Annotated in this window: 24 protein-coding genes; 9 read left to right on the top strand and 15 right to left on the bottom strand. The window is 70.4% G+C overall.

Features of this window, described 5'->3' with window-relative positions; translation table 11 throughout:
- Positions 1-74 precede the first annotated feature (74 nt).
- Positions 75-1,241, bottom strand: a complete 1,167-nt coding sequence (gene rhaI / locus ASE44_RS17570; protein WP_056782334.1) for an L-rhamnose isomerase — start codon at positions 1,239-1,241, stop codon at positions 75-77.
- 169 nt (positions 1,242-1,410) lie between these two features.
- On the bottom strand, positions 1,411-1,788 hold the full coding sequence (locus ASE44_RS17565) for an L-rhamnose mutarotase (protein ID WP_200921163.1): 378 nt from the start codon (positions 1,786-1,788) through the stop codon (positions 1,411-1,413).
- Between the two features lie 174 nt (positions 1,789-1,962).
- On the opposite strand from ASE44_RS17565, the gene ASE44_RS17560 reads away from it, so the two are divergent.
- The gene (locus tag ASE44_RS17560) at positions 1,963-3,285 is read left to right on the top strand and encodes an MFS transporter (protein ID WP_056782207.1); all 1,323 of its coding nucleotides are present in this window, start codon (positions 1,963-1,965) and stop codon (positions 3,283-3,285) included.
- A 28-nt stretch (positions 3,286-3,313) separates the two neighbouring features.
- On the opposite strand, the gene ASE44_RS17555 is transcribed toward ASE44_RS17560, so the two are convergent.
- The gene (locus ASE44_RS17555) at positions 3,314-4,168 is read right to left on the bottom strand and encodes an NAD-dependent epimerase/dehydratase family protein (protein ID WP_056782205.1); all 855 of its coding nucleotides are present in this window, start codon (positions 4,166-4,168) and stop codon (positions 3,314-3,316) included.
- Positions 4,169-4,207: 39 nt separating this feature from the next.
- On the opposite strand from ASE44_RS17555, the gene ASE44_RS17550 reads away from it, so the two are divergent.
- Entirely contained in the window at positions 4,208-4,816 is a 609-nt protein-coding gene (locus ASE44_RS17550; protein ID WP_056782204.1) for a DNA alkylation repair protein, read from the top strand.
- Positions 4,817-4,880: 64 nt separating this feature from the next.
- On the opposite strand, the gene ASE44_RS17545 is transcribed toward ASE44_RS17550, so the two are convergent.
- The 3 genes from ASE44_RS17545 to ASE44_RS17535 all read right to left on the bottom strand — a co-directional run bounded on the left by ASE44_RS17545 (position 4,881) and on the right by ASE44_RS17535 (position 8,560).
- Positions 4,881-6,320 (bottom strand): L-fucose/L-arabinose isomerase family protein, encoded by a 1,440-nt coding sequence (locus tag ASE44_RS17545; protein ID WP_056782202.1) that lies wholly within the window; start codon positions 6,318-6,320, stop codon positions 4,881-4,883.
- An 89-nt stretch (positions 6,321-6,409) separates the two neighbouring features.
- Positions 6,410-7,471 (bottom strand): LacI family DNA-binding transcriptional regulator, encoded by a 1,062-nt coding sequence (locus ASE44_RS17540; RefSeq protein WP_056782200.1) that lies wholly within the window; start codon positions 7,469-7,471, stop codon positions 6,410-6,412.
- Between the two features lie 159 nt (positions 7,472-7,630).
- Positions 7,631-8,560: an aldo/keto reductase family oxidoreductase gene (locus ASE44_RS17535; protein WP_056782199.1), complete on the bottom strand. Its 930-nt coding sequence runs from the start codon at positions 8,558-8,560 to the stop codon at positions 7,631-7,633.
- A 47-nt stretch (positions 8,561-8,607) separates the two neighbouring features.
- Here ASE44_RS17535 and ASE44_RS17530 point away from each other — a divergent pair, with 47 nt between their 5' ends.
- Positions 8,608-9,054 (top strand): PLD nuclease N-terminal domain-containing protein, encoded by a 447-nt coding sequence (locus ASE44_RS17530; protein WP_056782197.1) that lies wholly within the window; start codon positions 8,608-8,610, stop codon positions 9,052-9,054.
- Positions 9,055-9,159: 105 nt separating this feature from the next.
- On the opposite strand, the gene rhaS is transcribed toward ASE44_RS17530, so the two are convergent.
- From rhaS to ASE44_RS17510, 4 genes are all read right to left on the bottom strand, one after another.
- On the bottom strand, positions 9,160-10,221 hold the full coding sequence (gene rhaS / locus ASE44_RS17525; protein WP_056010768.1) for a rhamnose ABC transporter substrate-binding protein: 1,062 nt from the start codon (positions 10,219-10,221) through the stop codon (positions 9,160-9,162).
- Positions 10,222-10,289: 68 nt separating this feature from the next.
- Positions 10,290-11,390: an ABC transporter permease gene (locus ASE44_RS17520; RefSeq protein WP_056782196.1), complete on the bottom strand. Its 1,101-nt coding sequence runs from the start codon at positions 11,388-11,390 to the stop codon at positions 10,290-10,292.
- The gene (locus ASE44_RS17515) at positions 11,383-12,450 is read right to left on the bottom strand and encodes an ABC transporter permease (RefSeq protein ID WP_157580047.1); all 1,068 of its coding nucleotides are present in this window, start codon (positions 12,448-12,450) and stop codon (positions 11,383-11,385) included. Before ASE44_RS17515 ends, ASE44_RS17520 begins: the two co-directional genes overlap by 8 nt.
- Entirely contained in the window at positions 12,447-13,982 is a 1,536-nt protein-coding gene (locus ASE44_RS17510; protein WP_056010773.1) for a sugar ABC transporter ATP-binding protein, read from the bottom strand. Before ASE44_RS17510 ends, ASE44_RS17515 begins: the two co-directional genes overlap by 4 nt.
- A 198-nt stretch (positions 13,983-14,180) precedes the next feature.
- Here ASE44_RS17510 and ASE44_RS17505 point away from each other — a divergent pair, with 198 nt between their 5' ends.
- From ASE44_RS17505 to ASE44_RS17485, 5 genes are all read left to right on the top strand, one after another.
- The gene (locus tag ASE44_RS17505; protein WP_082456204.1) at positions 14,181-14,888 is read left to right on the top strand and encodes a response regulator transcription factor; all 708 of its coding nucleotides are present in this window, start codon (positions 14,181-14,183) and stop codon (positions 14,886-14,888) included.
- Between the two features lie 4 nt (positions 14,889-14,892).
- A complete protein-coding gene (locus ASE44_RS17500) occupies positions 14,893-16,338 on the top strand; it encodes a HAMP domain-containing sensor histidine kinase (RefSeq protein WP_056782194.1) in 1,446 nt (481 codons plus the stop codon).
- 188 nt (positions 16,339-16,526) lie between these two features.
- Positions 16,527-17,558 carry a LacI family DNA-binding transcriptional regulator gene (locus ASE44_RS17495; protein WP_200921161.1) on the top strand — a complete coding sequence of 344 codons (1,032 nt, stop codon included), beginning with the start codon at positions 16,527-16,529 and terminating at the stop codon, positions 17,556-17,558.
- 244 nt (positions 17,559-17,802) lie between these two features.
- Entirely contained in the window at positions 17,803-18,786 is a 984-nt protein-coding gene (locus ASE44_RS17490; protein WP_056782191.1) for a C40 family peptidase, read from the top strand.
- Positions 18,787-18,920: 134 nt separating this feature from the next.
- Positions 18,921-20,336 carry a carboxylesterase family protein gene (locus tag ASE44_RS17485; RefSeq protein ID WP_235522687.1) on the top strand — a complete coding sequence of 472 codons (1,416 nt, stop codon included), beginning with the start codon at positions 18,921-18,923 and terminating at the stop codon, positions 20,334-20,336.
- A gap of 29 nt (positions 20,337-20,365) precedes the next feature.
- Here the strand turns inward: ASE44_RS17485 and ASE44_RS17480 are convergent, their stop codons facing one another.
- Complete coding sequence (locus ASE44_RS17480; RefSeq protein ID WP_056782189.1) at positions 20,366-20,902, bottom strand: hypothetical protein; 537 nt, start codon at positions 20,900-20,902, stop codon at positions 20,366-20,368.
- A gap of 22 nt (positions 20,903-20,924) precedes the next feature.
- The gene (locus ASE44_RS17475) at positions 20,925-21,542 is read right to left on the bottom strand and encodes a TetR/AcrR family transcriptional regulator (RefSeq protein ID WP_056782187.1); all 618 of its coding nucleotides are present in this window, start codon (positions 21,540-21,542) and stop codon (positions 20,925-20,927) included.
- 44 nt (positions 21,543-21,586) lie between these two features.
- Between ASE44_RS17475 and ASE44_RS17470 the strand changes: the two genes are divergently transcribed.
- Positions 21,587-21,955, top strand: a complete 369-nt coding sequence (locus ASE44_RS17470) for a DUF952 domain-containing protein (RefSeq protein ID WP_056782186.1) — start codon at positions 21,587-21,589, stop codon at positions 21,953-21,955.
- A gap of 31 nt (positions 21,956-21,986) precedes the next feature.
- Here the strand turns inward: ASE44_RS17470 and ASE44_RS17465 are convergent, their stop codons facing one another.
- The 3 genes from ASE44_RS17465 to ASE44_RS17455 form a co-directional block, all read right to left on the bottom strand.
- Positions 21,987-22,247 carry a Txe/YoeB family addiction module toxin gene (locus ASE44_RS17465; protein ID WP_056782184.1) on the bottom strand — a complete coding sequence of 87 codons (261 nt, stop codon included), beginning with the start codon at positions 22,245-22,247 and terminating at the stop codon, positions 21,987-21,989.
- Positions 22,244-22,495 carry a type II toxin-antitoxin system Phd/YefM family antitoxin gene (locus ASE44_RS17460; RefSeq protein WP_056010789.1) on the bottom strand — a complete coding sequence of 84 codons (252 nt, stop codon included), beginning with the start codon at positions 22,493-22,495 and terminating at the stop codon, positions 22,244-22,246. The genes ASE44_RS17465 and ASE44_RS17460 overlap by 4 nt, the downstream gene beginning before the upstream one ends.
- A gap of 63 nt (positions 22,496-22,558) precedes the next feature.
- Positions 22,559-23,572, bottom strand: coding sequence for an LLM class flavin-dependent oxidoreductase (locus tag ASE44_RS17455; RefSeq protein WP_056782182.1), 1,014 nt, complete (start codon positions 23,570-23,572; stop codon positions 22,559-22,561).
- Between the last annotated feature and the right edge of the window lies 1 nt (position 23,573).

Here is a 23,573-nt window from a genome sequence, read left to right as displayed (position 1 = left end):
TGAATTGTGAACGTCTGGATGTGGATGAAGCCCCGCGACCGGGATGGTCGCGGGGCTTCGTCGTCCTCGGGTGCCTACGCGCCCCAGCCGGCCTGCGTGCCGCCGACGCGCGCCTCGGCGATCTGCTGCTGGTAGCCCGAGGCGAGGTAGGCGGCGAACGGGTCCGCCGGCAGTCCGCGGCTCTCGCGCCACGCGGCGAGCGGGCCCCGGACGTCGGTGTAGAACGCGTCCATGAGGATCCCGTTCGCGCCCAGGACGTCGCCGGCCTCCTGTGCCGAGGTCAGGGCGTCGCGGTCGACGAGCAGCGCGCGGGCCGTCATCTCCTGCACGTTCAGCACCGAGCGGATCTGACCGGGGATCTTGTCCTCGACGTTGTGGCACTGGTCGAGCATGAACGCGACGGGGGAGTCGTCGTCCAGGCCGCCGCCGCGCACGACCTCGTAGAGGATGCGGAACAGCTGGAACGGGTCTGCCGCGCCGACGATGAGGTCGTCGTCGGCGTAGAACCGGGAATTGAAGTCGAAGGAGCCGAGCTTCCCGAGGCGGAGCAGCTGCGCGACGATGAACTCGATGTTCGTGCCGGGCGCGTGGTGTCCGGTGTCGAGGCAGACGAGCGCCTGGTCGCCGAGCTCGACCACCTGGGCGTAGGACGTTCCCCAGTCGGGGACGTCGGTGTGGTAGAACGCCGGCTCGAAGAACTTGTACTCGAGCACGAGGCGCTGCTCGTCACCGAGCCGGGCGTAGATCTGCTGCAGGGAGTCGGCGAGGCGGTCCTGGCGGCCCCGGATGTCCTGCTGGCCCGGGTAGTTGCTGCCGTCGGCGAGCCAGATCTTGAGGTCCTGCGACCCCGTCGCGTGCATGACGTCGATGCAGGCGAAGTGGTGGTCGATGGCCTTCTGGCGGATCTTCGGGTCGCTGTGCGTGAGGCTGCCGAACTTGTAGTCCTCGTCCTGGAACGTGTTCGAGTTGATCGTGCCGAGCGCGACGCCGTGATCCTCGGCGTACGTGCGCAGGGCGCCGAAGTCGTCGACGAGGTCCCACGGGATGTGCAGCGCGACCTTCGGTGCGAGGGCGGTGAACTCGTGCACCTTGGCGGCGTCGGCGATCTTCTCCTCGGGCGTGCGCGGGGTGCCGGGCGTCGTGAACACCTTGAAGCGCGTGCCGGAGTTGCCGAACGCCCAGGAGGGGAGCTCGATGGCCTGCTGCTCGAGCAGGGGGGTGATGGTGTCGAAACGGGTCATGATCACTTCTCTGTGGGTGTTCCGGTGGTCGGTGGCGCCGCGATGGCGTCGGTTGCAGCATACGTGAATCGTTTCAACGACGCTACCCTGCCGCGGTGTTCGACCCCTTCTCAGGATGCACGGGGCGTGTCGCGGCCGCCGTGGGGCGACACGCCGCCCGAGTCCTGAGTTAGGGAAGGGGGTCGGGTGCGGAGGGCAGGGCGGCGAGTTGGTCCTCGAGGTGGAAGACCTCGGTCAGCTGCAGGAAGCCGTGGTCGGGCGGGAGGTCGAGGTCGACGAAGAACTCGCCCATCTCGGCTTGCCAGCGGGCGTTCACCTCGGTGTCGGCCATGCCCGCCTGGGCTGCCTCGAGCGAGGGTGTCTCGAAGTACCCGATGAGCAGTCCATCGTCCCGGACGAACAGCGAGTAGTTCAGCCAGCCGGTGTCGGCCAGGGCTCGCAGCATCTCGGGCCAGACGGCCGCGTGGCGCTCGCGGTACTCGGCGAGCCGCTCCGGCTTGACCTGCAGTTGGAAGCACACGCGGTGCAGGGGCTCGGAGCTCGTCATCGAGGCTGGCCTTTCGGTTCACGCGGAATCGCCATGAATCGATTCAGAGGCGATTGCCCCAGGCTATCGGCGTCCCTGGAGGTGGTCAATCGGCGCGGAACTCGGCGCCTCGCCGTTGCGCGCCCGCGCCGACTGGGTCTGGACACGCGCCCCCTCGATGTATACGGTGTCCACATGACTCCCGACGATGGGCAGGCGGACCGGCCGCCGACCGCGGGTCCCGTGGCCTCGGATCCGCCCGCGTCGACCGATGAGGACGCGGTCGGCGCCTTCGACGCGGCCGACCACCCGCACTGGCGTCGTGACGTCGCCGTCTTCCTCTCCGGCCAGACGGTCTCGCTGTTCGGCTCGATGCTCGTGCAGTACGCGATCATGTGGCACCTCACCCTCGAGACGAAGTCCGGGGTGGTGCTGGCGTTCGCCGCGGTCGCCGGGTTCCTGCCGCAGGCCGTCGTGTCCATCTTCGGCGGCGTCTGGGCCGACCGGATGAACCGCAAACTCCTCATCATCGTCGCCGACGGCTCCATCGTCATCACGACGCTCGCGCTCGCGATCTTCCTCATCACCGGCGCCGCCGACCTCTGGCTCATCTTCCTCACGCTCGCGATCCGTTCGGTCGGCGCCGGTGTCCAGATGCCGGCCGTGTCCGCCCTCATCCCGCAGATCACACCGACCGACAAGCTCATGCGCGTGAACGGTCTCAACGGGTCCATCCAGTCGGCGATGATGCTCGTCGCCCCCGCGGCCGCCGGCGCCCTGTACGCGAGCGCGTCGCTCGTCGCGATCTTCTTCGTCGACGTGGTCACGGCGGCGATCGGGATCGGTCTCCTGCTCCTCGTCCCGGTGCGGACGCTCGTCCGGAGCGGCGAACGGCCCGGCTACTTCGCCGACCTCACCGAGGGCGTCCGCTACGTGTGGCGACACGGCTTCGTGCGGTGGTTGCTGATCCTCTTCGCGATCGTGTTCCTGCTGATCGTCGCGCCGTCGTATCTGACGCCGCTCATGATCGCGCGCTCGTTCGGCGACGAGGTGTGGATGCTCACCGTGAACGAACTCGCGTTCAGTGTCGGCATGGTCGCCGGCGGCGCGATCATCGCGATCTGGGGCGGCACGAAGAACCGGGTGCTGCTCCTCGTCGGCTCGTCGGTCGTGTTCGGGGTGCTCTCGATCGGGCTGGGACTCTCGACGAACCTCTGGGTGTTCTTCGGCTTCATGCTCCTGCTCGGCCTCGCGGTGCCGTTCTTCTCGACGACCTCCATGACGCTGCTGCAGGAACGCGTCGAGCCGGAGCGTCAGGGACGCGTGTTCGGCTTCGTGGGCATCGTCATGGCGGTGTCGATGCCGCTCGGGATGATCGTCTTCGGACCGCTCGCCGACGTGGTCTCGGTGGAGCTGCTCCTCGTGGTCGCGGGCGTGCTCACGTTCGTCGTCCTCGCGGTCGCCGTGCTCGTGCCGTCCGGTCGTCGCGCCATGGCGGAGGTGTCGAAGCCGGTGTGACCGGCGTGACCGGCGTGACCGGCGTCGATCAGGGCAGCTGCGCCGCGTAGCCCTCGCGGTACGTGGGGTAGCGGTAGGAGAACCCGGTGTCGCGGAGTGCGGTGGCGGCGATGCGCTTGCCACGATGCGCCTCCTCGGGCGTGCGACCGGCGTCGTCGAGGACCGGTGGGGCGACGCCGAGCCGCTCGGCGATGAAGTCGGCCGCCGTCGACAGGAGGACCGGCTCTTCGTCGATGCCCGCCACCACCGGAGGCAGGGCCGTCGCCGGCAGGTCGAGCAGGTGCACGATCACGGCTGCGGCGTCGTCGCGATGGATGCGGTTGGTCCATCCGGACGGCCTGGTCACGCGACCGTCGCGGACCTGGTCGACGAACATCGTCGACGTCGGCCCGTAGAGACCACCGAACCGGATCAGACTCGCCTCCGGCACGGCGGCACTGACGGCCTCCTCCGCGGCGACCAGTGCCCGTGCGGTCCCGGTCGTCGGGACGGCGAGTGTGGTGTCGTCGATGCGCTCGCCGCCGTCCTCGCCCCACACGGCGGTCGACGAGACGAAGAGGATCCGGGGTGGGGTGCCGGGGAGCGCCGCGACGGCGGCCAGCAGGTGCGCGATCCCGTCACGGTAGAGGGCGTCGTAGGCCCCGACGGATCGCTGGTGCGGAGCGAGGGCGACCACGATCGCGGCCGTGTCCGCCGGGAGCTCGGGGGCCGTGGTGGTGAGGTCGCAGAGCTGGAGGGTGAAGCGCCCCGGGGTGGTCTCGGTGGCCGGGGTCGCGGTCGTCGGCGCCGTGCGCTTCACGCCGACCACGTGCTCGCCGCGGGCCAGGAGCCTCGCGGCGACGTCCGAGCCGAGCTGTCCGAGTCCTACGATCGCGATGGTCATCGCCCAACCGTACCCGGCACCAGGAGGGAGAATGGTGGGATGGGTGCTGCCGGGGAGTTCATCGACGCCGCGCTCCAGTACGAGGGCGACGGGTACCGTGCCGCGGACGTCGTCGAGCGGCTCGGCGGCGGGCTCGAGTCCTACGGATCGTCCGTCGGAGCGGTCCGGGGTACCGTGCGGGACGCTCTCCGGAAGTTCCGCGGGATGGAGCACGACGAGCTGACGGCCCTCGCGACCGAGCTCTGGTCCGTGCCCGTCTTCGAGCGACGGCTCGCGGCGGTCGTCCTCCTGCAGGCGAGCGTCGCCATCCTCAGACACACGGATCTCACGCGCATCGAGGGCTTCGTGCGCAGCGGTCGTCACGCCGAGCTGGCCGATCCGCTCGCGACCGACGTCGTCGGCCCGCTGCTCGACCACCTCGACGGCACGGCGCGGGCGAAGGCCGAGACCGTGCTCGACCGGTGGATGCAGGACGAGCCGTGGTTGCGACGGGCTGCCCTGCTCGCGCCGATCCGTGAACTGGGTGCGGGCGGTGGCGACGTCGATCGCGCGGCCCGTCGCCTGTCGGTCGCGCTCGACGGGCTCCAGCGACCGGCGCCGATCGCGGTCGTGGAGCCCGCGGCGGAGCGGCTGCGCGCCGTGCTCTGAGGCCGTCGGTCCGTGCGCCCTTCGACAGGCTCAGGGACCGGGTGCGGCCCAAAGACCGGGTGCGTCACACCTGGCGGAAGTCGATCCCGAGGAGACTCGCCGCCGCCCGGTAGTCGGCCGCCCGATGCCCGACCGACAGCGACCAGTGGTGGCCGATGCCGGTCGCGCTCCACTCATCGACCCAGACGCCGGGGTCCCGACCGAAGTCCACGCGGCTCGTCGTGTTGCCGATCGCGAGCAGCGGGCCTGGCACGACCGTCCCCTCCGACGCGACGAACGACAGCGAACCGTCCCGGTCCTGGCCGAGTCCAAGGAGCGTCACCGGGCCGTGGCGCACGTCGAACTCGACGCTCACGCCCCAGCCGCGCTTGCCGTGGTACACCCCGAGGCCGCGCAGCAATGGGTCTCGCGAGCTGACGGCGAGGTGCGCCGGTCCGTCGTGGCCCATCTCGACGACTCCGTCCTCGAAGTCCAATGCCTGGATCTCGCAGAACGACCCGCCGGCGCCGACGACCTGGGTCGCGAGTTGCGCGACCGTCGTCCGCAGCTCGTACTCGCCGGTCGTCGGGACGCCGCGAGCGGTGAGCAGCGAGGCGCCGAGGATCATGCCGGCGCCGAGTCGTTCGTGCTGTTCGCCGTCGCGACCGCGGTGGTAGTAGGCGAGGCTGTCGAGCGCGAACTCCTCGACGAGGCGGTCGAGACCCACCGAGACCTTCGCCCCCCACGCGAAGTCGTCCTCCACGACGGTGTCGTCGAGCGTGAAGACCTCGCGGGCGAGCGCCATGCGGTCGGCCACCTGGGCGTCGGTGACCTCGTCGACGAGGACGCGGAGGTCGTCGAACTCGAGCACCTCCACGTGTGATCCGAAGGTGGTGGGGAGCAGGGTGAGGTCCGTCGAGACGTCGAGCATGCCCGGATAGACGTGACCCATGAGGCCGTGTCGCGCGTGCCGGAGAGCGGCGCGGACATGGGCCGCCTGGATCCACCGACTGATGCGCTCCCAGGCCGACTCCTGGTGCAACCACCCCGAGACCGAACGGAAGGGGATGCCGGCGCGGCGGAAGACGTTGCCGACCTCGGGTACCGGGCACTGCCCGCAGTAGGCGAGCCAGGCGCCGGTGTCGAAGCTCGCGTGGTCCATCCGCTCGGTCGGCTGCAGGTCGATGACGAGTACCGGGGTGCCGGTGCGCTGGGCGATGGGGAGGACCATCGACGAGGTCAGGTAGGTGGTAAGGAAGAGGACGATGAGGTCGCAGTCGCCCTGGCGGAGGCGCTCGGCGGCGACCTCGCCCTCCTGGGCGTCGGAGATGAATCCGACGTCGACCACGTCGGCGTCCATGCCTCGGAAGCGCTCGGAGACGACCCGGGCCGACGCCTGGAGCTGGGGGAGGAGGTCGGGGAACTGTGGCCAGTACGTTCCGAGTCCGCCGGCGACGAGGCCGACGCGGGGCTTGCGACGTGCCTTCGGGGCGAGGAGCGGGTGTGCGGCGGGGGTGTGGGTCATCGGTGATCCTGTTCGTCCGGCGGCGGTGCCGTTTAATCGATTAAATTCGTGATCCGACTGTAGCGTCATCCGTCTCGCCGCGTCGAGGATCAGGATGCGGGGATCGAGTCGCGCGAGGTCGCCGGCGCGGATTCGCGCAGGACGATGCGCGGTTCGAGGGTGCGCGCCACATGCGTGTGCGAGGAGCGATCGGTGCCGAGTTCGGCGAGCAGTTCGGCGAGCAGGATCTCCACGGCGACGCGTCCGAGCTCGTCCTTCGGCTGCTCGACCGTGGTGAGCGGCACCCTGCCGTCGGCCGCGAGCGGCAGGTCGCCGTAGCCGACCACCGACACGTCGCCCGGCACGTCGAGACCGCCGTCGTTCAGCCCGCGGATGACCCCGAGGGCGAGCTGGTCGTTCGTGCAGAAGACCCCGGCGGCGTCCGGTGTGCGGGTCGCGATGCCTCGGCCGGCCTCACGTCCGGCGTCGACGGTCATCTCCCGGGCGGTGACCTCCACCAGCTCGTCGGGATCGATCCCCGCCGCGACGAAGGCGTTCCGTGCGCCAGCGCGTCGGTCCTCGCACTGGGGGATCGCGCGGTCGCCGTTCACGAGCACGATCGGTCCTCGCCCACCGGTCGTCGCCAACAGGTGGGCCACCGCCAGCTCGCCGCCGCGGACGTCGTCGATCGCCACGGAGCACCCGGTGCCTTCGGGAGCGGTGCGGTCCATGAGCACGAGGCGGCTGCCGACCCGGCGGAGCTGGGCGAGGCGCGAGGCGTCGGCCGTCAACGGAGCGACCAGGGCGCCGGCGGCCCGGTGCTCGGCGAGCATCTCGAAGTGCTGTAGCTCGAGGTCCGGGTCGTCGTGGCTGACGCAGAGGGCGACCGTGTACCCGTGCTCGGCGGCCGCCTCGGTCACGCCGCGGGTGATCGCCGAGTAGAAGGGGTTCACGATGTCGGGGATCACAAGGCCGATGAGCCGGTTCGTGCCCTGCCGGAGCGTCGCCGCAGCGCGGTTGGGCACGAAGTCGAGTTCGGCGATCGCCGCGAGCACCCGTTCACGCGTGGCCGGGGCGACGATCTCGGGGCGGTTGAGCGTGTTCGAGACGGTCGCGTTCGACACCCCGGCGAGCCTGGCGACGGCGGCGAACCCGATGTCGTGCTTCGCCATGTCCGTCCTCCCGGTTCCCTCCACGAGCGTACCCGTCCACAACTCAGGACGGCCGCGGCGTGTCGACGCGACAGCCGGTCCGGCGGACGTGACACGCGGGGCCGGTCCTGAGTTGCGGACGGTGCAGCCCGCCGATGGCGACCCGCGAACCGCGAGGCCCTACGGCAGGGTGTGACCGGCCGCGGTGAACAGGCGGTACCACTCCTGGCGCGACAGCGTCACGTCGGAACCCGCAGCCGCCTCCTCCACGCGCGAGGGCTTCGTGGTGCCGAGTACCACCTGGATGTTCGCGGGGTGACGGGTGATCCACGCGGTGGCGATCCCCGTCGGCGTGACGCCGTGCGTCGCGGCCAGCTCGTCGAGCACGTCGTTGAGCTCCGCGTAGTGCTCGCGGTCGCCGAGGAAGACGCCCGTGAAGAAGCCCGCTTGGAACGGCGACCACGCCTGCAGGGTCATGCCGGTGAGGCGGCTGTAGTCGAGGATGCCGTTGTCGCGGTCGATCGACTGGTCGAGGCCGGCCATGTTCGTGGCGATGCCCGAGGCGATGATCGGTGCGTGCGTGATGCTCAGCTGCACCTGGTTCGCGATGAGCGGCTGCTCGACCGAGGCCTTGAGGAGCTCGACCTGCGCCGGCGTGTGGTCCGAGACGCCGAAGTTCCGGACCTTGCCCGACGCCTGCAGGGTGTCGAACGCGGACGCGACCTCCTCGGGCTCGACGAGGGTGTCGGGCCGGTGGAGGAGCAGGAGGTCGAGGTAGTCGGTCTTGAGCGCCGCCAGCGACTCGTCGACCGTGCGGAGGATGTGCTCCTCGGAGAAGTCGAAGTAGCCCGGGCGGATGCCGACCTTCGACTGGATGACCACCTGCTCGCGCTCGGCGGCGGTGAGGGTGACGGCGTCGCCGAACCGGCGCTCGCAGCCGTGACGCTCCGAGCCGTAGATGTCGGCGTGGTCGAAGACGGTCACGCCGGCGTCGCGTGCGGTGTGGAAGAGGGTGCGGATGGCCTCGTCGTCGAGGGGTTCGATGCGCATGAGGCCGAGGACGATGCTGGACGCGGTCAGGTCGGTCTGGAGCAGGGGGATGGTCTTCATCGTCCCATCCTGGCCGAACGCACCGACAGCCTGCCTAGGATTGACGCATGTTCGTGTTGTCGTTGTTGCTCATCGTCCTCACGATCGTCGCGCTCATCGACGTGGTCGGCCAGCCGGAACCCGTCGTCCGCAACCTGCCCAAGATCGTCTGGGTCCTGCTCATCGTCTTCATCCCCCTCATCGGCGTCGGCCTGTGGTTCCTCCTCGGCAAGGACTGGTCGAACAGTCGCATCAAGCTCCCCGAACGTCGGGGCCGGAAGCAGTCGCGGACGTCCGGCTCGTGGGGCCCGGCCCGTGGATCGTCGCCGGCCACGACGCCCTCGCCGTCGCAGCCCGACCGCGCCGTCAGCAGCACGGAGGAACAGCTCGCCGCCCTCGAACGCGAGATCCAGGCCGCCGAGGACGCGGAGCGCATCCGCAAGCTCGAACTCGAGATGCAGCGATCCGATCCCCCCGCCGACGATGGCCCGGCTTCGAGCGCCGACCGCTCCTGACCGGACTCCGCGCGTCGTCCACAACTCAGGACGCGAACGGCGCGCCGCCTCCGGAACCGGGGTTCCGAGAGCGACGCGCCGGGGCGGTCCTGAATTGCGAACGGCCTAGAAGTCGTAGTCGTCGATGTTGTCCGCGGTGAAGGTGGTCGGCGGGCCGACGATGACGGTGCCGTCGGCGCCGACCTCGCGCTCGCCCAGGTCGCCGGCCTCGAAGGTGTCGCCCTCCTTGCCCGTGATGGTGCCCTCAGCGAGTGCCTTGCCGGCGTACGCGGCGACGTAGCCGAGCTGAGCCGGGTCCCACAGCGCGAACGCGGTGACGGTGCCGTCCTTCACGAACGGCCGCATCTCGTTCGGGAGACCGAGGCCCGTCAGTGCGACCTTGCCCTTGTACTCCGAGGTGGAGAGGTAGCGGGCGGTCGCGGCGATGCCGACCGTCGTGGGCGAGATGATGCCCTTGAGGTTCGGGTGCGCCTGCAGCAGCCCCTGGGCCTCCTGGAAGGACTTCGTGTCGTCGTCGTCGCCGTAGACCTTGGCGACGAGCTTGATGTCCTTGTACTCGGGGTTCGACTTGAGCTCCTCCTCCATGAAGGCGATCCACTCGTTCTGGTTCGTCGCGTTGGCCGTGGCCGAGAGGATCGCGATCTCGCCGGAGCCGCCGATCTGTTCCGCGATGAGCTTCGTCTGGATCAGGGCGACGTCCTTGGCGACGACCTGCGAGATGAAGACGTCGCGGCAGTCCTTGCTGGTGTCGGAGTCGAACGCGACGATCTTCGCGCCGCCCTCGCGAGCCTCCTTGAGGGCGGGGCAGACGGCGTCGGGGTCGTTCGCCGCGATGACGATGACGTTCGTGCCGGCCTGGGTCTCCGCGTTGATGAAGGACACCTGGCTGGACGCGCTCGCCTCGAGCGGACCGACGACCTCGGTGGCCGAGAAGCCGGCCGCCTTCGCGCCGTCCTCACCGCCGCCGAGCACGACGTCCGTGTAGGGGTTGTTGAGCTGCTTCGGGATGAAGGTGATGCTCTCGGCACCGCCCGCGCCACCACCGGAGCCGGCGGAGTCGCCGGTGGCGCACCCCGTCGCGATGAGGGCGAGTGATGCCGCTGCGGCGATGAGGGCCGCTGCTCGACGGGCCGAACGGCCTGTCGCGTGGTTTCGAATCGACTGCATTGTCTGTTCCTTTCTGGATACGCCTGGTGCTGTGGCGTGGGATCGCCCGGGAGCGCGCTGATCGGGGATCAGTGCTGGGGCAGGCTGCGTCGGATTCGTCGGTGGTGGTTCCACTGCTTGACGGATTCGAAGATACTGGGGCCGACCACCGAGGCGATCAGCAGGGTGCCGGTGACGATGATGAGCACGACGTCCGAGACGCGACCGAGTCGGAGCGCGTAGTTGATCGTGCCGATGAGGAGCACGCCGGCGACGACGCCGGGGATCGAGCCCTTGCCGCCGAAGATGGAGACGCCGCCGAGGAGGACCGCCGCGATGACGGCGAGTTCGAGGCCGGAGGCGTTGTCGCTGCGGGCGCTGGAGTAGCGCAGCGTCCAGAAGATCCCGGCGAGCGCGGAGACGCCGCCGGTCGCGACGTACAGCCAGAACTTCGAGCGGGCCACCTTGATGCCGACGAAGCTCGCCGCCTCCGAGCTGAACCCGAGGGCGTAGAGGCCGCGGCCGAACGGGGTGAGGTGCAGGACCACGCCGAAGACGATCACGACGAGGAGCACGCCGACCATGACGACCGGGATACCGGTGGAGCCGATCTTCGAGGTGAAGAACGCGGTGAGCTCCGCCGGGAAGTTCGCGACCGCGTTGTCACCGATGACGACGAGAGCGAGCCCGCGGAACAGGGCGAGGGTACCGATGGTCACGGCCAGCGAGGGGAGCCCGACCACCGCGATGAGGAAGCCGTTGAACGCTCCCGCGACGACGCCGACGAGGAGGCCGATGAGGAGGACCACGCCGATGTCCATCCCGCCGCCGGCCCACAGCACACCGATGACGGCGCTTGTGAGGCCCGCGGTGCTCGCGACGGACAGGTCGATCTCGCCGGTGATGATCACGAGCGTCATCGGCATGGCGATGAGGAGGATCGGGATGACGTCGAGGAGCAGGAAGCCGACGGTGACGGGCGAGGCGAAGCGCGGGATGAGCAGGCACGCCCCGATCACGACGACGAGGAGGGCGTAGATCATGATCGCGTCGCGACCGAGCAGGATGCGGGAGAGTCCCGTGCGTCCCTTCGGCTCCGCGACGAGCACGCCGGTGGTGTCGGTGCCGAGCGGGCCGGAACCCTTCGTGAACGGCGCCTTGGCCGGTGCCGGGGTCTTCAGATCAGACATCGCGTGCCTCGCTCATTCGCAGTTTCTTGGCCGTACGGAGGCTGGCGACACGATCGATGATGATCGCGGCCAGGATGAGGACACCGACGATCGCCTGCTGCCAGAACTTGTCGACGCGCAGGGCGGTGAGGGCACTCGTGATCGTGGTGAGGAGGATCGCGCCGATCGCTGCTCCGGCGACAGAGCCGCTGCCGCCGAAGATGGCGACACCGCCGACCACCGCAGCGGCCACGACGTCGAGCTCCATGCCGGACCCCGTGGTCGCACCGACCGAGTTGAAGCGGGAGGCGTAGAGCACCCCGGCGAGCCCGGCGAGCACCCCGTTGGCGAGGAAGGCGAGGAACACCCGGCGTCCGACGGGGATGCCGAAGAGCTTCGCGGCGTCGGGGTCGGACCCGATCGCGTACAGGTCACGACCGGAGCGGGCACCGGCCATGAACACGGCGACGACCACGACGACGAGGATCGCGATGAGGGTGATGACCGGGAACCCGAGGACCGTGTCGACGGAGAGGTTGCCGAAGGCGTCGGGCCGGTCGTCGGCGAAGTACTGCGTGCCGCCGGCCCAGGCGTTGTTGAGGCCGCGGTAGATGTAGAGCGTGCCGAGCGTGATGACGAGCGCCGGCACCTTCGCGATCGTGACGAGTGCGCCGTTGATCGCGCCGAGGACCCCGCCGAGCAGCATCGCGATGAGGAACACGGCGACGATCGGCAGCTGCGGCATCGTCGCGAACATGGTGCCGGTCGCGAAGGCGACGAGGCCGAGGATCGATCCGACGGAGAGGTCGACGTTGCGGGTGATGATCACGAGCGCCTGGCCGACGGCGAGGATGATCATGATCGTCGCGTTGAGGAGGAGGTCCTTCACCCCCTGCGCCGACAGGAACAGCGGGTTCGCGAGGTACGTCACGAGCACGAGGACGACGAGGGCGACCGTCACCGGCAGCTCCCGGAGTCGCACGATCGACGCGATCGGGTTCGTCGTGCGCTCGGTCGCGACGGTGACGGGGGCGCCGCCGGGTCGTGTGCCGCCGCCCGGCTTGGTGGTGGTGTTCGTCATCGTGCGCCTTCCAGGGATCCGGTGGCCGCGTGCATCACGGTCTCCGGGGTCGCTTCTTCGCGGGTGAGCTCGGCGGTGATCCGGCCCTCGTGCATGACGAGCACGCGGTCGGCCATGCCGAGGACCTCGGGCAGTTCGGAGGAGATCATGAGGATCGCGATGCCGCGGCCCGCGAGTTCGGAGATGAGGCGGTGGACCTCGCTCTTCGTGCCGACGTCGATGCCGCGGGTGGGTTCGTCGACGATGAGGAAGCTCGGCTCGGTGGCGAGCCATTTCGCGAGCACGACCTTCTGCTGGTTGCCGCCGGAGAGCGTGGAGACCGCGTACTCCTGCGAGCCCGTCTTCACCTGGAGGCGGGTCGACCACTCCTCGGCGGCCTGGCGTTCCCGGCGGCCGGAGATGAGGCCGAACCGGGCCAGCCGGTGGCGGAGGGTGAGGGTCGCATTGCGGGCGACGGAGAGGTCCATGACGAGGCCCTGCTTGCGGCGGTCCTCCGGGACGAAGCCCATGCCCGCGGTGATCGCGGCCTGCGGGTCGCCGGCCTTGACCGGTGCCCCGCCGAGCGTGACGCGGCCGGAGTCGTAGGGGTCGATGCCGAACACTGCGCGGGCGACCTCGGTGCGTCCCGCGCCGACGAGCCCGGCCAGGGCGACGATCTCGCCCGACCGGACGGTGAAGGAGATGTCGGAGAAGACCCCGGCCCGCGACAGGTGCTCGACGGCGAGGACCGCGTCGCCGATCTCCGCGTCCTGCTTGGGGAAGAGGGTGGCGATGTCGCGTCCGACCATCTGGCGGACGATCGCGTCGACGGTCGTCTCGGCGGTGACGTGGGTGGCGATGTAGCGGCCGTCGCGCATGACCGTGATGCGGTCGCAGAGCGCGAAGACCTCCTCGAAGCGGTGGGAGATGAACAGGATCCCGGCACCCGCGTCGCGCAGGGAGCGGGCGACCTGGAAGAGGCGGTCGACCTCGACACCTGAGAGGGCCGCGGTGGGCTCGTCCATGATGAGGACCTTGGCGTCGAGGGAGATGGCCTTGGCGATCTCGATGATCTGCTGGTCGGCGATCGACAGGCCCTCGGCCACCCGGTCGGGGTCGATCTGGACGCCGAGGCGGTCGAAGAGGGCCTTGGCGGCCTTCCGCATGGCGCCGGTGCTGATGAGGCCGAGGCCGTTCTTCGGCTGGCGGCCGATGAAGATGTTCTCCGCGACGGTGAGGTCGGGGAAGAGGGTCGGCTCCTGGTAGATCACGGAGATCCCGGCGGCCTTGCTGTCGGCGACGCCGCGGAAGGCGACGGGCTTGCCGGCGAGGGTGAAGTCTCCGGCGTCCGGCGTGTAGAGGCCGGCGAGGATCTTCACGAGCGTGGACTTGCCTGCGCCGTTCTCGCCGACGAGGGCGTGGATCTCCCCGGCCTCGATCCGGATGGTGCCGTCGGCGAGTGCGACGACGGGGCCGAAGGTCTTCGCGGCTCCGATGAGGGAGAGTGCGGGCTGCGCTGAGCGCGCGGGCTGCGCTGGCGGGTCGATCGTCATTGAGGGTCCGTTCCTCCACGGTGAGGGGTTCGTTCCCGACCGGCTTCATGAATCGATTCATGGTCGGGAGCACTGCACTGTACGGCCGGGTTCTCGCGAGCGGCAAGACGCACGGGCCGTTCCTGACAGGACCTTCAGAAACACCGTCGGGGTCGGCTCGCCTAGGCTGTGGATGCTCGATGGCGAAGGAGGACGACCGTGCGGATCCTCGTGGTCGACGACGAACGCGAGATGGCGGCCCTCCTCTCCCGCGGCCTCGGTTCCGACGGGCACGAGGTGACGACCGCGTTCGACGGCCCGAGCGCCCTCGCCCTCGCCAAGCAGGCGGCCGCGAACCCGGCGGCGGGTGGGGAGACGGGGTACCAGGTCGCCGTCGTCGACGTCATGCTGCCCGGGCGCTCCGGCTTCACCGTCTGCCGCGAGCTCAAGGACCTCGACCCGACGCTCGCGGTCATCCTGCTCACGGCCCGCGACGCCGTCGACGACCGGGTCCGCGGCCTCGACGCGGGAGCCGACGACTACATGATCAAGCCGTTCGCCTTCGCCGAACTCGCCGCCCGCATCCGCGCCGTCCGGCGGCGCGACGCCCTCACCTCGCAGCCGCGCCTGGACGTCGGCGGGCTGACGCTCGACCTGCACCGCCACCGGGCGCGCGTCGGGGACCGCGACGTGCCGCTCAGTGGGACCGAGTTCGACGTCCTGCGCGTCCTGGCGAGCGAGCCGGGCGTCGTCGTGTCCCGGGCGGCCATGCTGCGCGAGGTCTGGGAGACCTTCGACAACATCGACCCGAACGTCGTCGACCAGTACATCAGCCGGCTCCGACGCAAGCTCGAGCTGGCTGAGGCGGGCGTCCGCATCGTGACGAGCCGGGGCGTGGGGTTCTCCGTCGTCGCCGCGGAACGGTGAGCCGATGACGGATGGGCCTGGCGGACGGGCGCGCGGCGGACGCGGACGGCACCACGGCATCCGCACCCGGATCGCCGGCGGCAGCCTCCTCATCGCGGTCGTCGTGTCGCTCTTCGCGGGCCTCGCGATCAACGCCCAGTTGGAACGCATCGTCCGCGACGGCACCGTCCAAGCACTCCGCAGCGACGGCGCGCAGTACGTGTTCGCCCTGCAGGCGAGGCCCGACGACCCCCTGCAGGGTCCCGGCCTCGGCACCCGGATCGCGGTGATCGCCCCCGACGGCTCGATCCCCGTCTTCAGCCTCCCGACGACCTTGGCGGGGCAGCTCTCCGCACTCGCGGCGACCCGCGAGGTCACCATCGTCGACGCCGGCCGGGCCACCTACGTCCTGCTGTCGCAGCCCGTGACCGTCGGCGGCGACACCTGGTACGTCATCGCCGGGCGGGACGAGGCCGAGGAGACCACCGTGCTGGTGCAGATGCGGCTCCTGCTCGTCGGCTCGTTCGCGCTGCTCGTCCTCGGCGTCGCGGCCGGGGGCTGGATCCTGACGACCGTGTCGCTCCGCCCCGTCACACGGCTGCGGGTGAGCGCGCAGAGCCTGAGCGGTCGGTCGACGGCCGAGTTGCTGCCGGTGGGGCGGGCGGACGACGAGATCGCGCAGCTCGCGATCACCCTCAACGACCTCATCGAACGGCTGCGGGCGTCCGCCGACCGCGAGCGACAACTCGTCTCCGACGCGAGCCACGAACTCCGGACGCCGCTCGCGATCCTGCGGACGCAGTTGGAACTCGCGAGGCTCGAGGACTCCTCGCGGGAGCAGCTGCTCGCCGACATCGAGGGCGCCGAGCGGAGTGCCACCAGGCTGTCGGCGCTCGTCACCTCCCTGCTCGAACTCTCGCGGATCGAGGCAGATGCGCCGGTCGGGCGGTCGACCGCGGACGCCCTCGACGCCGAGACGCTCGAAGCGGTCGAGCGGGCCAGGTTCCGGGTCGCCTCGGACGACACCCTGGCCGGGGTGGAGGTCGAGGTCGTGAGCGCGCTCGCCGACAGGGCACCGGACGCGGCGGCCACGTACGCCGTCCGCGCCGACGACTTCGGCCGGCTCGTCGACAACCTGCTGGGGAACGCCTTACAGGCGTTCGCCGATCGTGGCACGGCTCCACGTCGGCTGTCGGTCATGCTCGACGATGCCGCCGACCTGCTCACCCTGCGGGTGTCGGACACCGCGGGCGGGCTCGATCCGGCCTTCGAGCCACGGGCGCTCGAGCGGTTCAGTCGTTCGGACGCGACGCGGTCCTCCGGGCACGGATCGGGGCTTGGGCTGGCGATCGTCGCCGCCATCGCGCGCAACGCCGGGGGAGCGATCCGGCTCCTGAACCGTCCCGGTCACGGTCTGGAGGTCGTCGTCACCCTGCCCGTCGCCCCGGTCCTGCCGGTCGATCCGGTGTGAGCACTGCCCGTTCTCAGGAGTCGGTCGGTGTGTCGGGCTCAGGTGGGCGCGCCGCGCCGGAGAACTCCTGAGCAAGGGACAGGGGTGAACGTCGGCAGTGGGCCGGGCAGGCGTGCGCAGTCGCTGCGTGCAACAATGAGCCAGCCCGACCGGCGTCACCTGGCGGGACAGACCGGCGAAGGGGAACCGTGAGTGCGAGCGTGAAGGACGTCGCGGCGAGGGCCGGCGTCTCGGTCGGAACCGTCTCCAACGTCCTGAACCGTCCCGAGAAGGTGTCGCCCGTCACCGTCGAACGCGTGCACGCGGCCATCGACGAACTCGGCTTCGTGCGGAACGACGCCGCCAGACAGCTCCGCGCCGGCCGGAGCCGCAGCATCGGCCTCGTCGTGCTCGACGTCGGCAACCCGTTCTTCACCGACGTCGCCCGCGGTGCCGAGGACCGCGCCGACGCCGAAGGCCTGTCGGTCCTGCTCGGCAACAGCGACGAGAGCCTCGACCGTGAGCGCGCCTATCTCGACCTCTTCGAGGAGCAGCGGGTCGCCGGCGTCCTCATCACCCCGCTCGGCGACGACCTCGACCGCCTCGCGCGTCTCCGGGATCGCGGGACGCCCACGGTGCTCGTCGACCGGCAGACCGACGACGCGAGCTTCTCCTCGGTCGCCGTCGACGACGTGGCCGGCGGCCGGCTCGCGGTCGAGCACCTCGTCTCGCTCGGCCGTCGTCGCATCGCCGTCGTCGGTGGCCCCGCGTCGCTGCGGCAGGTCCGCGACCGACTCGCGGGGGCGACCCAGGCGGTCGAGGCAGCCGTGGCTGGAGGGGACGACGTCCGGCTCGAGACGCTGGAGACCACGTCGCTCACGGTGTTGCAGGGGCGGGCGGCCGGCGAGGTGATGACGGGACGTCCTCGTGACGAGTGGCCGGACGCGGTGTTCGCGGCGAACGACCTCCTCGCCATGGGCGTCCTGCAGGCGTTCAGCATGCTCGGCTCGGTGCGGGTGCCCGAGGACATCGCACTCATCGGATACGACGACATCGACTTCGCCTCGGCGGCCGTCGTGCCGCTCTCCTCGATCCGCCAGCCGAGCGCCCTCATGGGGCACACGGCCGTCGAACTCCTGCTCAGCGAGGCCGCCGCCGGAGTGAGAGGCGTGCCGGAGCAGATCGTGTTCCAGCCGGAACTCGTCGTCCGGCAGTCGACGGTCGGCGTCCGGTCCGACTGACGCGCGGGGTTCCGCGAGCGCGGTGACGCCTCACGTTCCGGCGCTCATCGTTCGTCCACAGGGCGTTCCAAGCGGAGGTTCTTCTCAGGGAAGCCCACGTAGGGTGGCCGTTTCGTCTCCCTCGGACCGGGCAACCGGTCGACCGCGGTCATCGAGGGAGGGGCTTCCCCGGCCCAGCGACACCCACCGAGCATGAACCGAGCGCGCCCCCGACGCGCACGAGACCCAGGACGGTACCCCACCCATGACCAGCACCACGCCCGCGCGCGCCGTCGAACGACTGCACGTGGACACCCCGGCCACCACCCTCGCGCAGACCTCCGGCGCCGCGCCGACCACTTCGGCGTCGACGACGCCCCGGCCGTCCCGCGGCGGTGGTGGCCGTCACGTCGCCCTGAGCCCTCGCGCCGCGCGTCGGGCCGCCCGGCTCGAGGACGACCGCTGGACGGCGTCCGCCGAGGACGAGCGACGCCACGTCGACCTCGTGCCCGTGAAGCGTCCGTCCGCGAAGCGCGGCAAGGGCTCGTTCGCGAGGCGCGCGAAGCCGTTCGCCACACTCGGCGTCATGACCCTCGCCACCGGCTTGTTCGTCTCGGTCTCGATGCCTGCCGCCGCGGCCGGAGTCGACGTCGACGCCGCGACCGGTGGCGCGATCCCGTCCGCCGCGACCATGCAGTCCGTGTCCTACTCGGTGCCCTCGACCGCCACGGCCGCACCGTTCACGCGCGACGGGTACGGCGCGACCAGCCAGGAGGAGCTCGACGCCTCCGCAGCGGCTGCCGCTGCCGCCGCCGCGCAGGCCGCCGCCGCCGAGAGCGCCTCGGCCTCCGCGTCCTCGTCCACCTCCGCGTCGTCCGGCCGTACTTTCCCGGCACCGAACGTCGCCCGCTCCGGCGAGGCGATCCTCAACTACGCGGCACAGTTCGTCGGTGTCGTGCCCTACGGCAACGGCAACGACCCGTCGGACAGCTTCGCCTGCGACGGCTACGTCCAGTACGTGTTCGCGGCCTTCGGTGTCTCCCTGCCGCGCGGGGCCGGTGCGCAGGCGGCGTCCGGCGTGCAGATCTCGGCGTCCGAGGCCGTGGCCGGCGACCTGCTCTACTGGCCCGAAGGGCACATCGCGATCTACGACGGCAACGGTGGTATGTACGACTCGCCCGACTGGGGTCGGTACGTCCAGCACCGCCTGACCATCTGGGGCGACCCGGTCTACATCCGCATCCCGTAGACAGGCCCGTCGTCCACAACTCCTGCTCGACCCGCGCTCGGCCGGCAGCTCGGCCCGGTTCGGGCTGCCGTGTCTTCGGTGTGAGCCCGTCGGGCAGGAGTTGTGCACAGGCCGCTCGGGGATAGCGTGGACAGATGACCGAGTTGCACGCGAGCCCGACCTCCGACGCACCAGGTGCGGAGGCGTCCGCGCCTCCGATGTCGCCGGCGGACGAACGTGGCTTCGAGACCTCCCTCGGCACGATCCTCGCGAAGGTCGACGGCCCGGTCGTGCGGGCGCTCGGCATCCCCTACGCCCGTGCGGGTCGCTTCGAGGTGCCGGTTCCGACGGGGCTGCCGACCGACGCCGACGGCACCGCGACCCCCTACCGCGCCCTCCGTCGTGCGCCCGCCTCGCCGCAGCGGCCGTCACGGGTGCTCGAGGCCGTCCTCGAGGGTGCAGGCGAAGGGATGGTCGACTCCGAGGACTGTCAGGCGCTCTCGATCACGATGCCCGCCGACGTGCAGCCCGGTGAGTCACTGCCGGTGATGGTCTGGATCCACGGCGGCGCCTACGTCACGGGCGCCGGTGACCTCGACGTCTACGATCCGATCAACCTGGTCGTCGAGCAGCGGGTCGTCGTCGTGTCGGTCACCTATCGGCTGGGCATCCTCGGGTTCCTCGGCGACGGCGAGGCGCTGCCGGCCAACCTCGGCCTGCTCGACCTCGTGCTCGCCCTCCGCTGGATCCACGAGCACATCGCGGCGTTCGGCGGCGACCCCGACCTGGTCACCCTGTTCGGGCAGTCCGCGGGTGCCGACGCCATCGCCCACCTGATGATCAGTGACGGCACCGCGGGGCTGTTCCGCCGGGTGATCCTGCAGAGTGCGCCGCTCGGCATCAGCAGCGGCCGGGCGAAGATGGCGAGCGCCATGATGCGGGCGGCCGGGGCGCCGGACCGCGACACCCCGGTCGGTGAACTGATGGCCCTGGAGGAGCGGGTGGAACGCGCCGCGCGGCGCTTCGGGCTGCGTGGTGGCATGGCGTTCGGCACCCAGTACGGACACGCGCCACTCCCGGCGGAGGCCGATCGCGACGCAGCGTGGCGGGAGGCCGCCTCGCACATCGACGTGCTCATCGGTTCGACGACCGAGGAGACCCGCCTCTACGTGCCACTCATCCCGGTGTTCGCGCGGCTCACCGCGATGCCGCTCGTCGGGGTCCCGATCCGACGGGCGCTCGTCGGCGCGACGACGCACCTGACCTACACCCGTGATGCGAAGGCGTTCCTCGAACGGCATCGGGCGTCCGGTGGTCGGGCGACCCGGTACGAGCTCAGCTGGGCACCGCCGGGCAGTCCCTACGGCGCTTCGCACGTCACGGATCTGCCGCTCCTGCTCGGCACCGAGCGGGCCTGGAGCCGCACGGCGCTCATCGGCACGTCGAGCTGGTCGGAGGTCGACCGTCGTGGTCGATACCTGCGTCAGATGTGGGCGGACTTCGCGCGTGACGGGGTCCTGGCCGCCGACGCGACCGCGGGCCTGAGCGACGTGGTCACGCTCGACCGCTGAGGCCGGACCACTGAGGCCCGGCCGGGTGACTACTCCTGGAGGGCCTTCACGGAGGGGAGCAGGTTCGCGACGCTGGCGTAGTAGACGACGCCATCCCGGTAGGTCACGACGGGCAGGTAGTCGGGGTCGTTCACGTCGGGGGCCTGGAGGGCACCTGCGACCGACGCGTCGGTCTCGGTCCATCCGGCGCCGATGAGCGACTGCTTCTGGGTGTCCCACTCGGCGCTGGTCTTGGCTCCCTGCGCGTACCAGACGCGGATGTCGCCGCCGGAGCGGGCCCAGTAGCAACCGAGGCCGCCGGCGTCGATGATCGACTGCATCGTGTCGTCGAGGACGAAGATGTCGGGGTCCAGGACCAGCCCGTCCTCCGCGAGGCTCGCGTACTCCTCGTCCGTCAGGACGGTTTCGCAGGTCGCGTCGCTCATGGGCTCGGAGGTCGCCGAGGGCGTGGCCGTCGGTGCCGCGGTGGTCGCGGAGGGGGCGGACGTCTGCGTCGGGGTTCCTGCCGAACAGCCCGCGAGGGCGAGGAGGACGACGGCGAGGGCGGGGAGAGTGGAACGCTTCATGATCGTAAGTGTGTCAGACGACTTATACGGTCGGAATCGGGGTCGTCCCGGGTTGCGTGGCCGATGGTTCGTGGACTAGCTCCTCGTCAACGACCAGTGCCAGGCACGCGCGGGCATGCGCCCGGGCTTCGGCCGGCGTAGGCGCAGCGGACAATCCGAGCAGCCTGCGTCGATGCGGTTCGCCGAGGAGCAGGGTGTAGAGCTGCTCCGCCTGCTCGCCGACGTGGCCGGACAGGAAGGCGATCGAGCGAGCCGGTCCCGCGGCGTAGAATTCGGCGGCGACCTCGGTGAAGCGCGGTGACTCCGCGATCACGAGCCGATGCAGGGCGACCGAGACGTCCGAGTGCAGCGCCAGGACGAGCCGGGTCGCCGCGTCTTCGAGGGACTCGGCGTCGGACCCTGGGGCGTCGACCGCGATGAGGTAGGCGTGCTGTCGCTCGACGGCCGCCGACAGCACGCCGGCGAGATCGCCGAACCAGTTGTAGATCGTCCGCTTCGTCACGCCGGCGTCGGCGGCGATCGCCTCGATCGTCGTCCCGCCGTACCCGTGCGCGGTGAATCGTCCGATGGCCGCGTCGAGGATCGCATCGCGGCGGCGGTCCCGTTCGGCAGCCGTCGGGCGACCTCGTCTCGTGTCCATGCTCTAATGATACGGTAGCGTCTCATTCAAGCGAAAGGGTGGAGATGACGAAGATCCTGCACGTGGCGATCGTCGACGACTGGGAGGCCAGCAGGCCGTTCGGCGAGTACGAGGTGTCGACGAGGGCGGTGCCCTTCGTGGACGCCGGGTTCGTCCATGCGACGACTGCCGACGGTCTGCCCGAGGTGCTCGACCGCGTCTACAGTTCGCTCCAGCTCCCGCTGCTGCTCATCGTCCTGGACGCCGAGGAACTGCAGGCATCAGGCGCCGAGGTCACCTGGGAGCCCGCGCCTCGCGTCCTCGCCCCACTGCCCACCGCGGGCCCGGCGGTGATCGCGGAACTTCCGCTCGAACGCGATGCGACCGGCGCCTGGCAGGTGCCCGCGGCGCTCGCCGGACTGACGATGGGCTAGGCGGTCATCACCTGGCTCGGTGCGTACCCGCTCAGTAGTGGTCGCGCGCCTGCAGGATGACGATGTGGGTGTCGGTCACCAGGTACACGAGTCGGTTCGCGTCGTCGATCCGTCGGGACCAGGCTCCAGAGAGGATGTGCTTCAACGGCTCGGGCTTCCCGATGCCCACGAACGGATCCCGGAGGACGTCCTGGATGAGCAGGTTGATCCGCTTGAGCGTCTTGCGGTCTTGGCTCTGCCCGGAGGTGTAGTCCTCCCAGCCGCTGCGGTCGAAGGCCAGCTGCCGGGTCACGCGTCGAGCAGCTTGTGGGTCTCGAACTCCCCGTTCCGAGCGCGTTCGAGCGAGGCGAGGAGGCGTTCGGCACCCTTGGCGTTGCGGAGCAGGTACGCGGTCTCGACCATGGCGTCGTAATCGTCCTTCGAGACGAGGACCGCGTTCCCTCGCTTCGAGACGACCTCGACCGGGACGTGGTCGTCGTTCACCTGTTGGATGAGACCGAACAAGTTCTTGCGTGCGTCGGTCGCGGTGATCGCTGACATGGGGAGCCTCCTGGAGTGGTACAGAAAAACGTACCACTTCACCTCGCTGCTGACCTCCTCGGTCTACCCGAGCGCCGGCTTGATGTCCTTCACGATCGACTCGAGGATGCGGGCGTTGAATTCGACGCCCAGCTGGTTCGGCACGGTGACGAGGACGGTGTCCGCCGCCTGGACGGCCGCATCGGCCGCGAGTTCGGCGGCGATGACGTCGGGTTCGCCGATGAAGCTGCGACCGAAGCGCGCGAGCCCGCCGTCGAGGTGACCGACCTGGTCCTTCGAGTCGGCCTGCGCCCGCAGGCCGAAGTAGCGTCGCGTCTCGTCGTCGATGAGCGGGAGGATGCTCCGACTCACCGAGACCCTCGGCTGCCACTCGTGACCGGCTTCGGCCCACGCCGCGCGGAACATCGCGATCTGCTCGGCCTGCAGCTCGTCGAACGGCACGCCCGTGTCCTCGGTGAGGAGCGTCGACGACATCAGGTTCATGCCCTGCTCCGCCGTCCAGACGGCCGTCGACCGCGAACCGGCACCCCACCAGATGCGCTCGCCGAGGCCCGGCGACTGCGGCTGGATCGCCAGCAGGCCGTTCGTCCCGGTCATCTGCGGGTTCGCCCGGGCGACCCCGGCTCCGGCGATCGCCGCACGGAACACCTCGGTGTGCGCGCGGGCGACGTCGGCGTCCGTCTCGTCCTCGCCGGGTGCGTACCCGAACGACTCCGAACCGCGGAGCGCCGTCTCGGGTGATCCCCGGCTCACACCGAGCTGCAGTCGCCCGTCACTGATGAGGTCGGTGGCCGCAGCCTCCTCCGCCATGTAGAGCGGGTTCTCGTAGCGCATGTCGATGACACCGGTGCCGAGCTCGATGCGCGAGGTCTTCGCCGCCATCGCCGCGAGCAGCGGGAACGGCGAGGCGAGCTGTCGGGTGAAGTGGTGCACGCGCACGTAGGCGCCGTCGACGCCGACCTCCTCCGCGGCGACCGCGAGGTCGATGCTCTGCAGGAGCGCGTCGCGCCCCGTGCGCACGCTGGAGCCCGGAACGTCTTGCCAGTGTCCGAAGGACAGGAACCCGATCTTCTTCACG

The organism is Plantibacter sp. Leaf1, from assembly GCF_001421315.1.
Lineage (GTDB): Bacteria > Actinomycetota > Actinomycetes > Actinomycetales > Microbacteriaceae > Plantibacter.
Note: the sequence above shows the minus strand (reverse complement) of the source record. Positions and strands in the feature narration are given on the sequence as shown.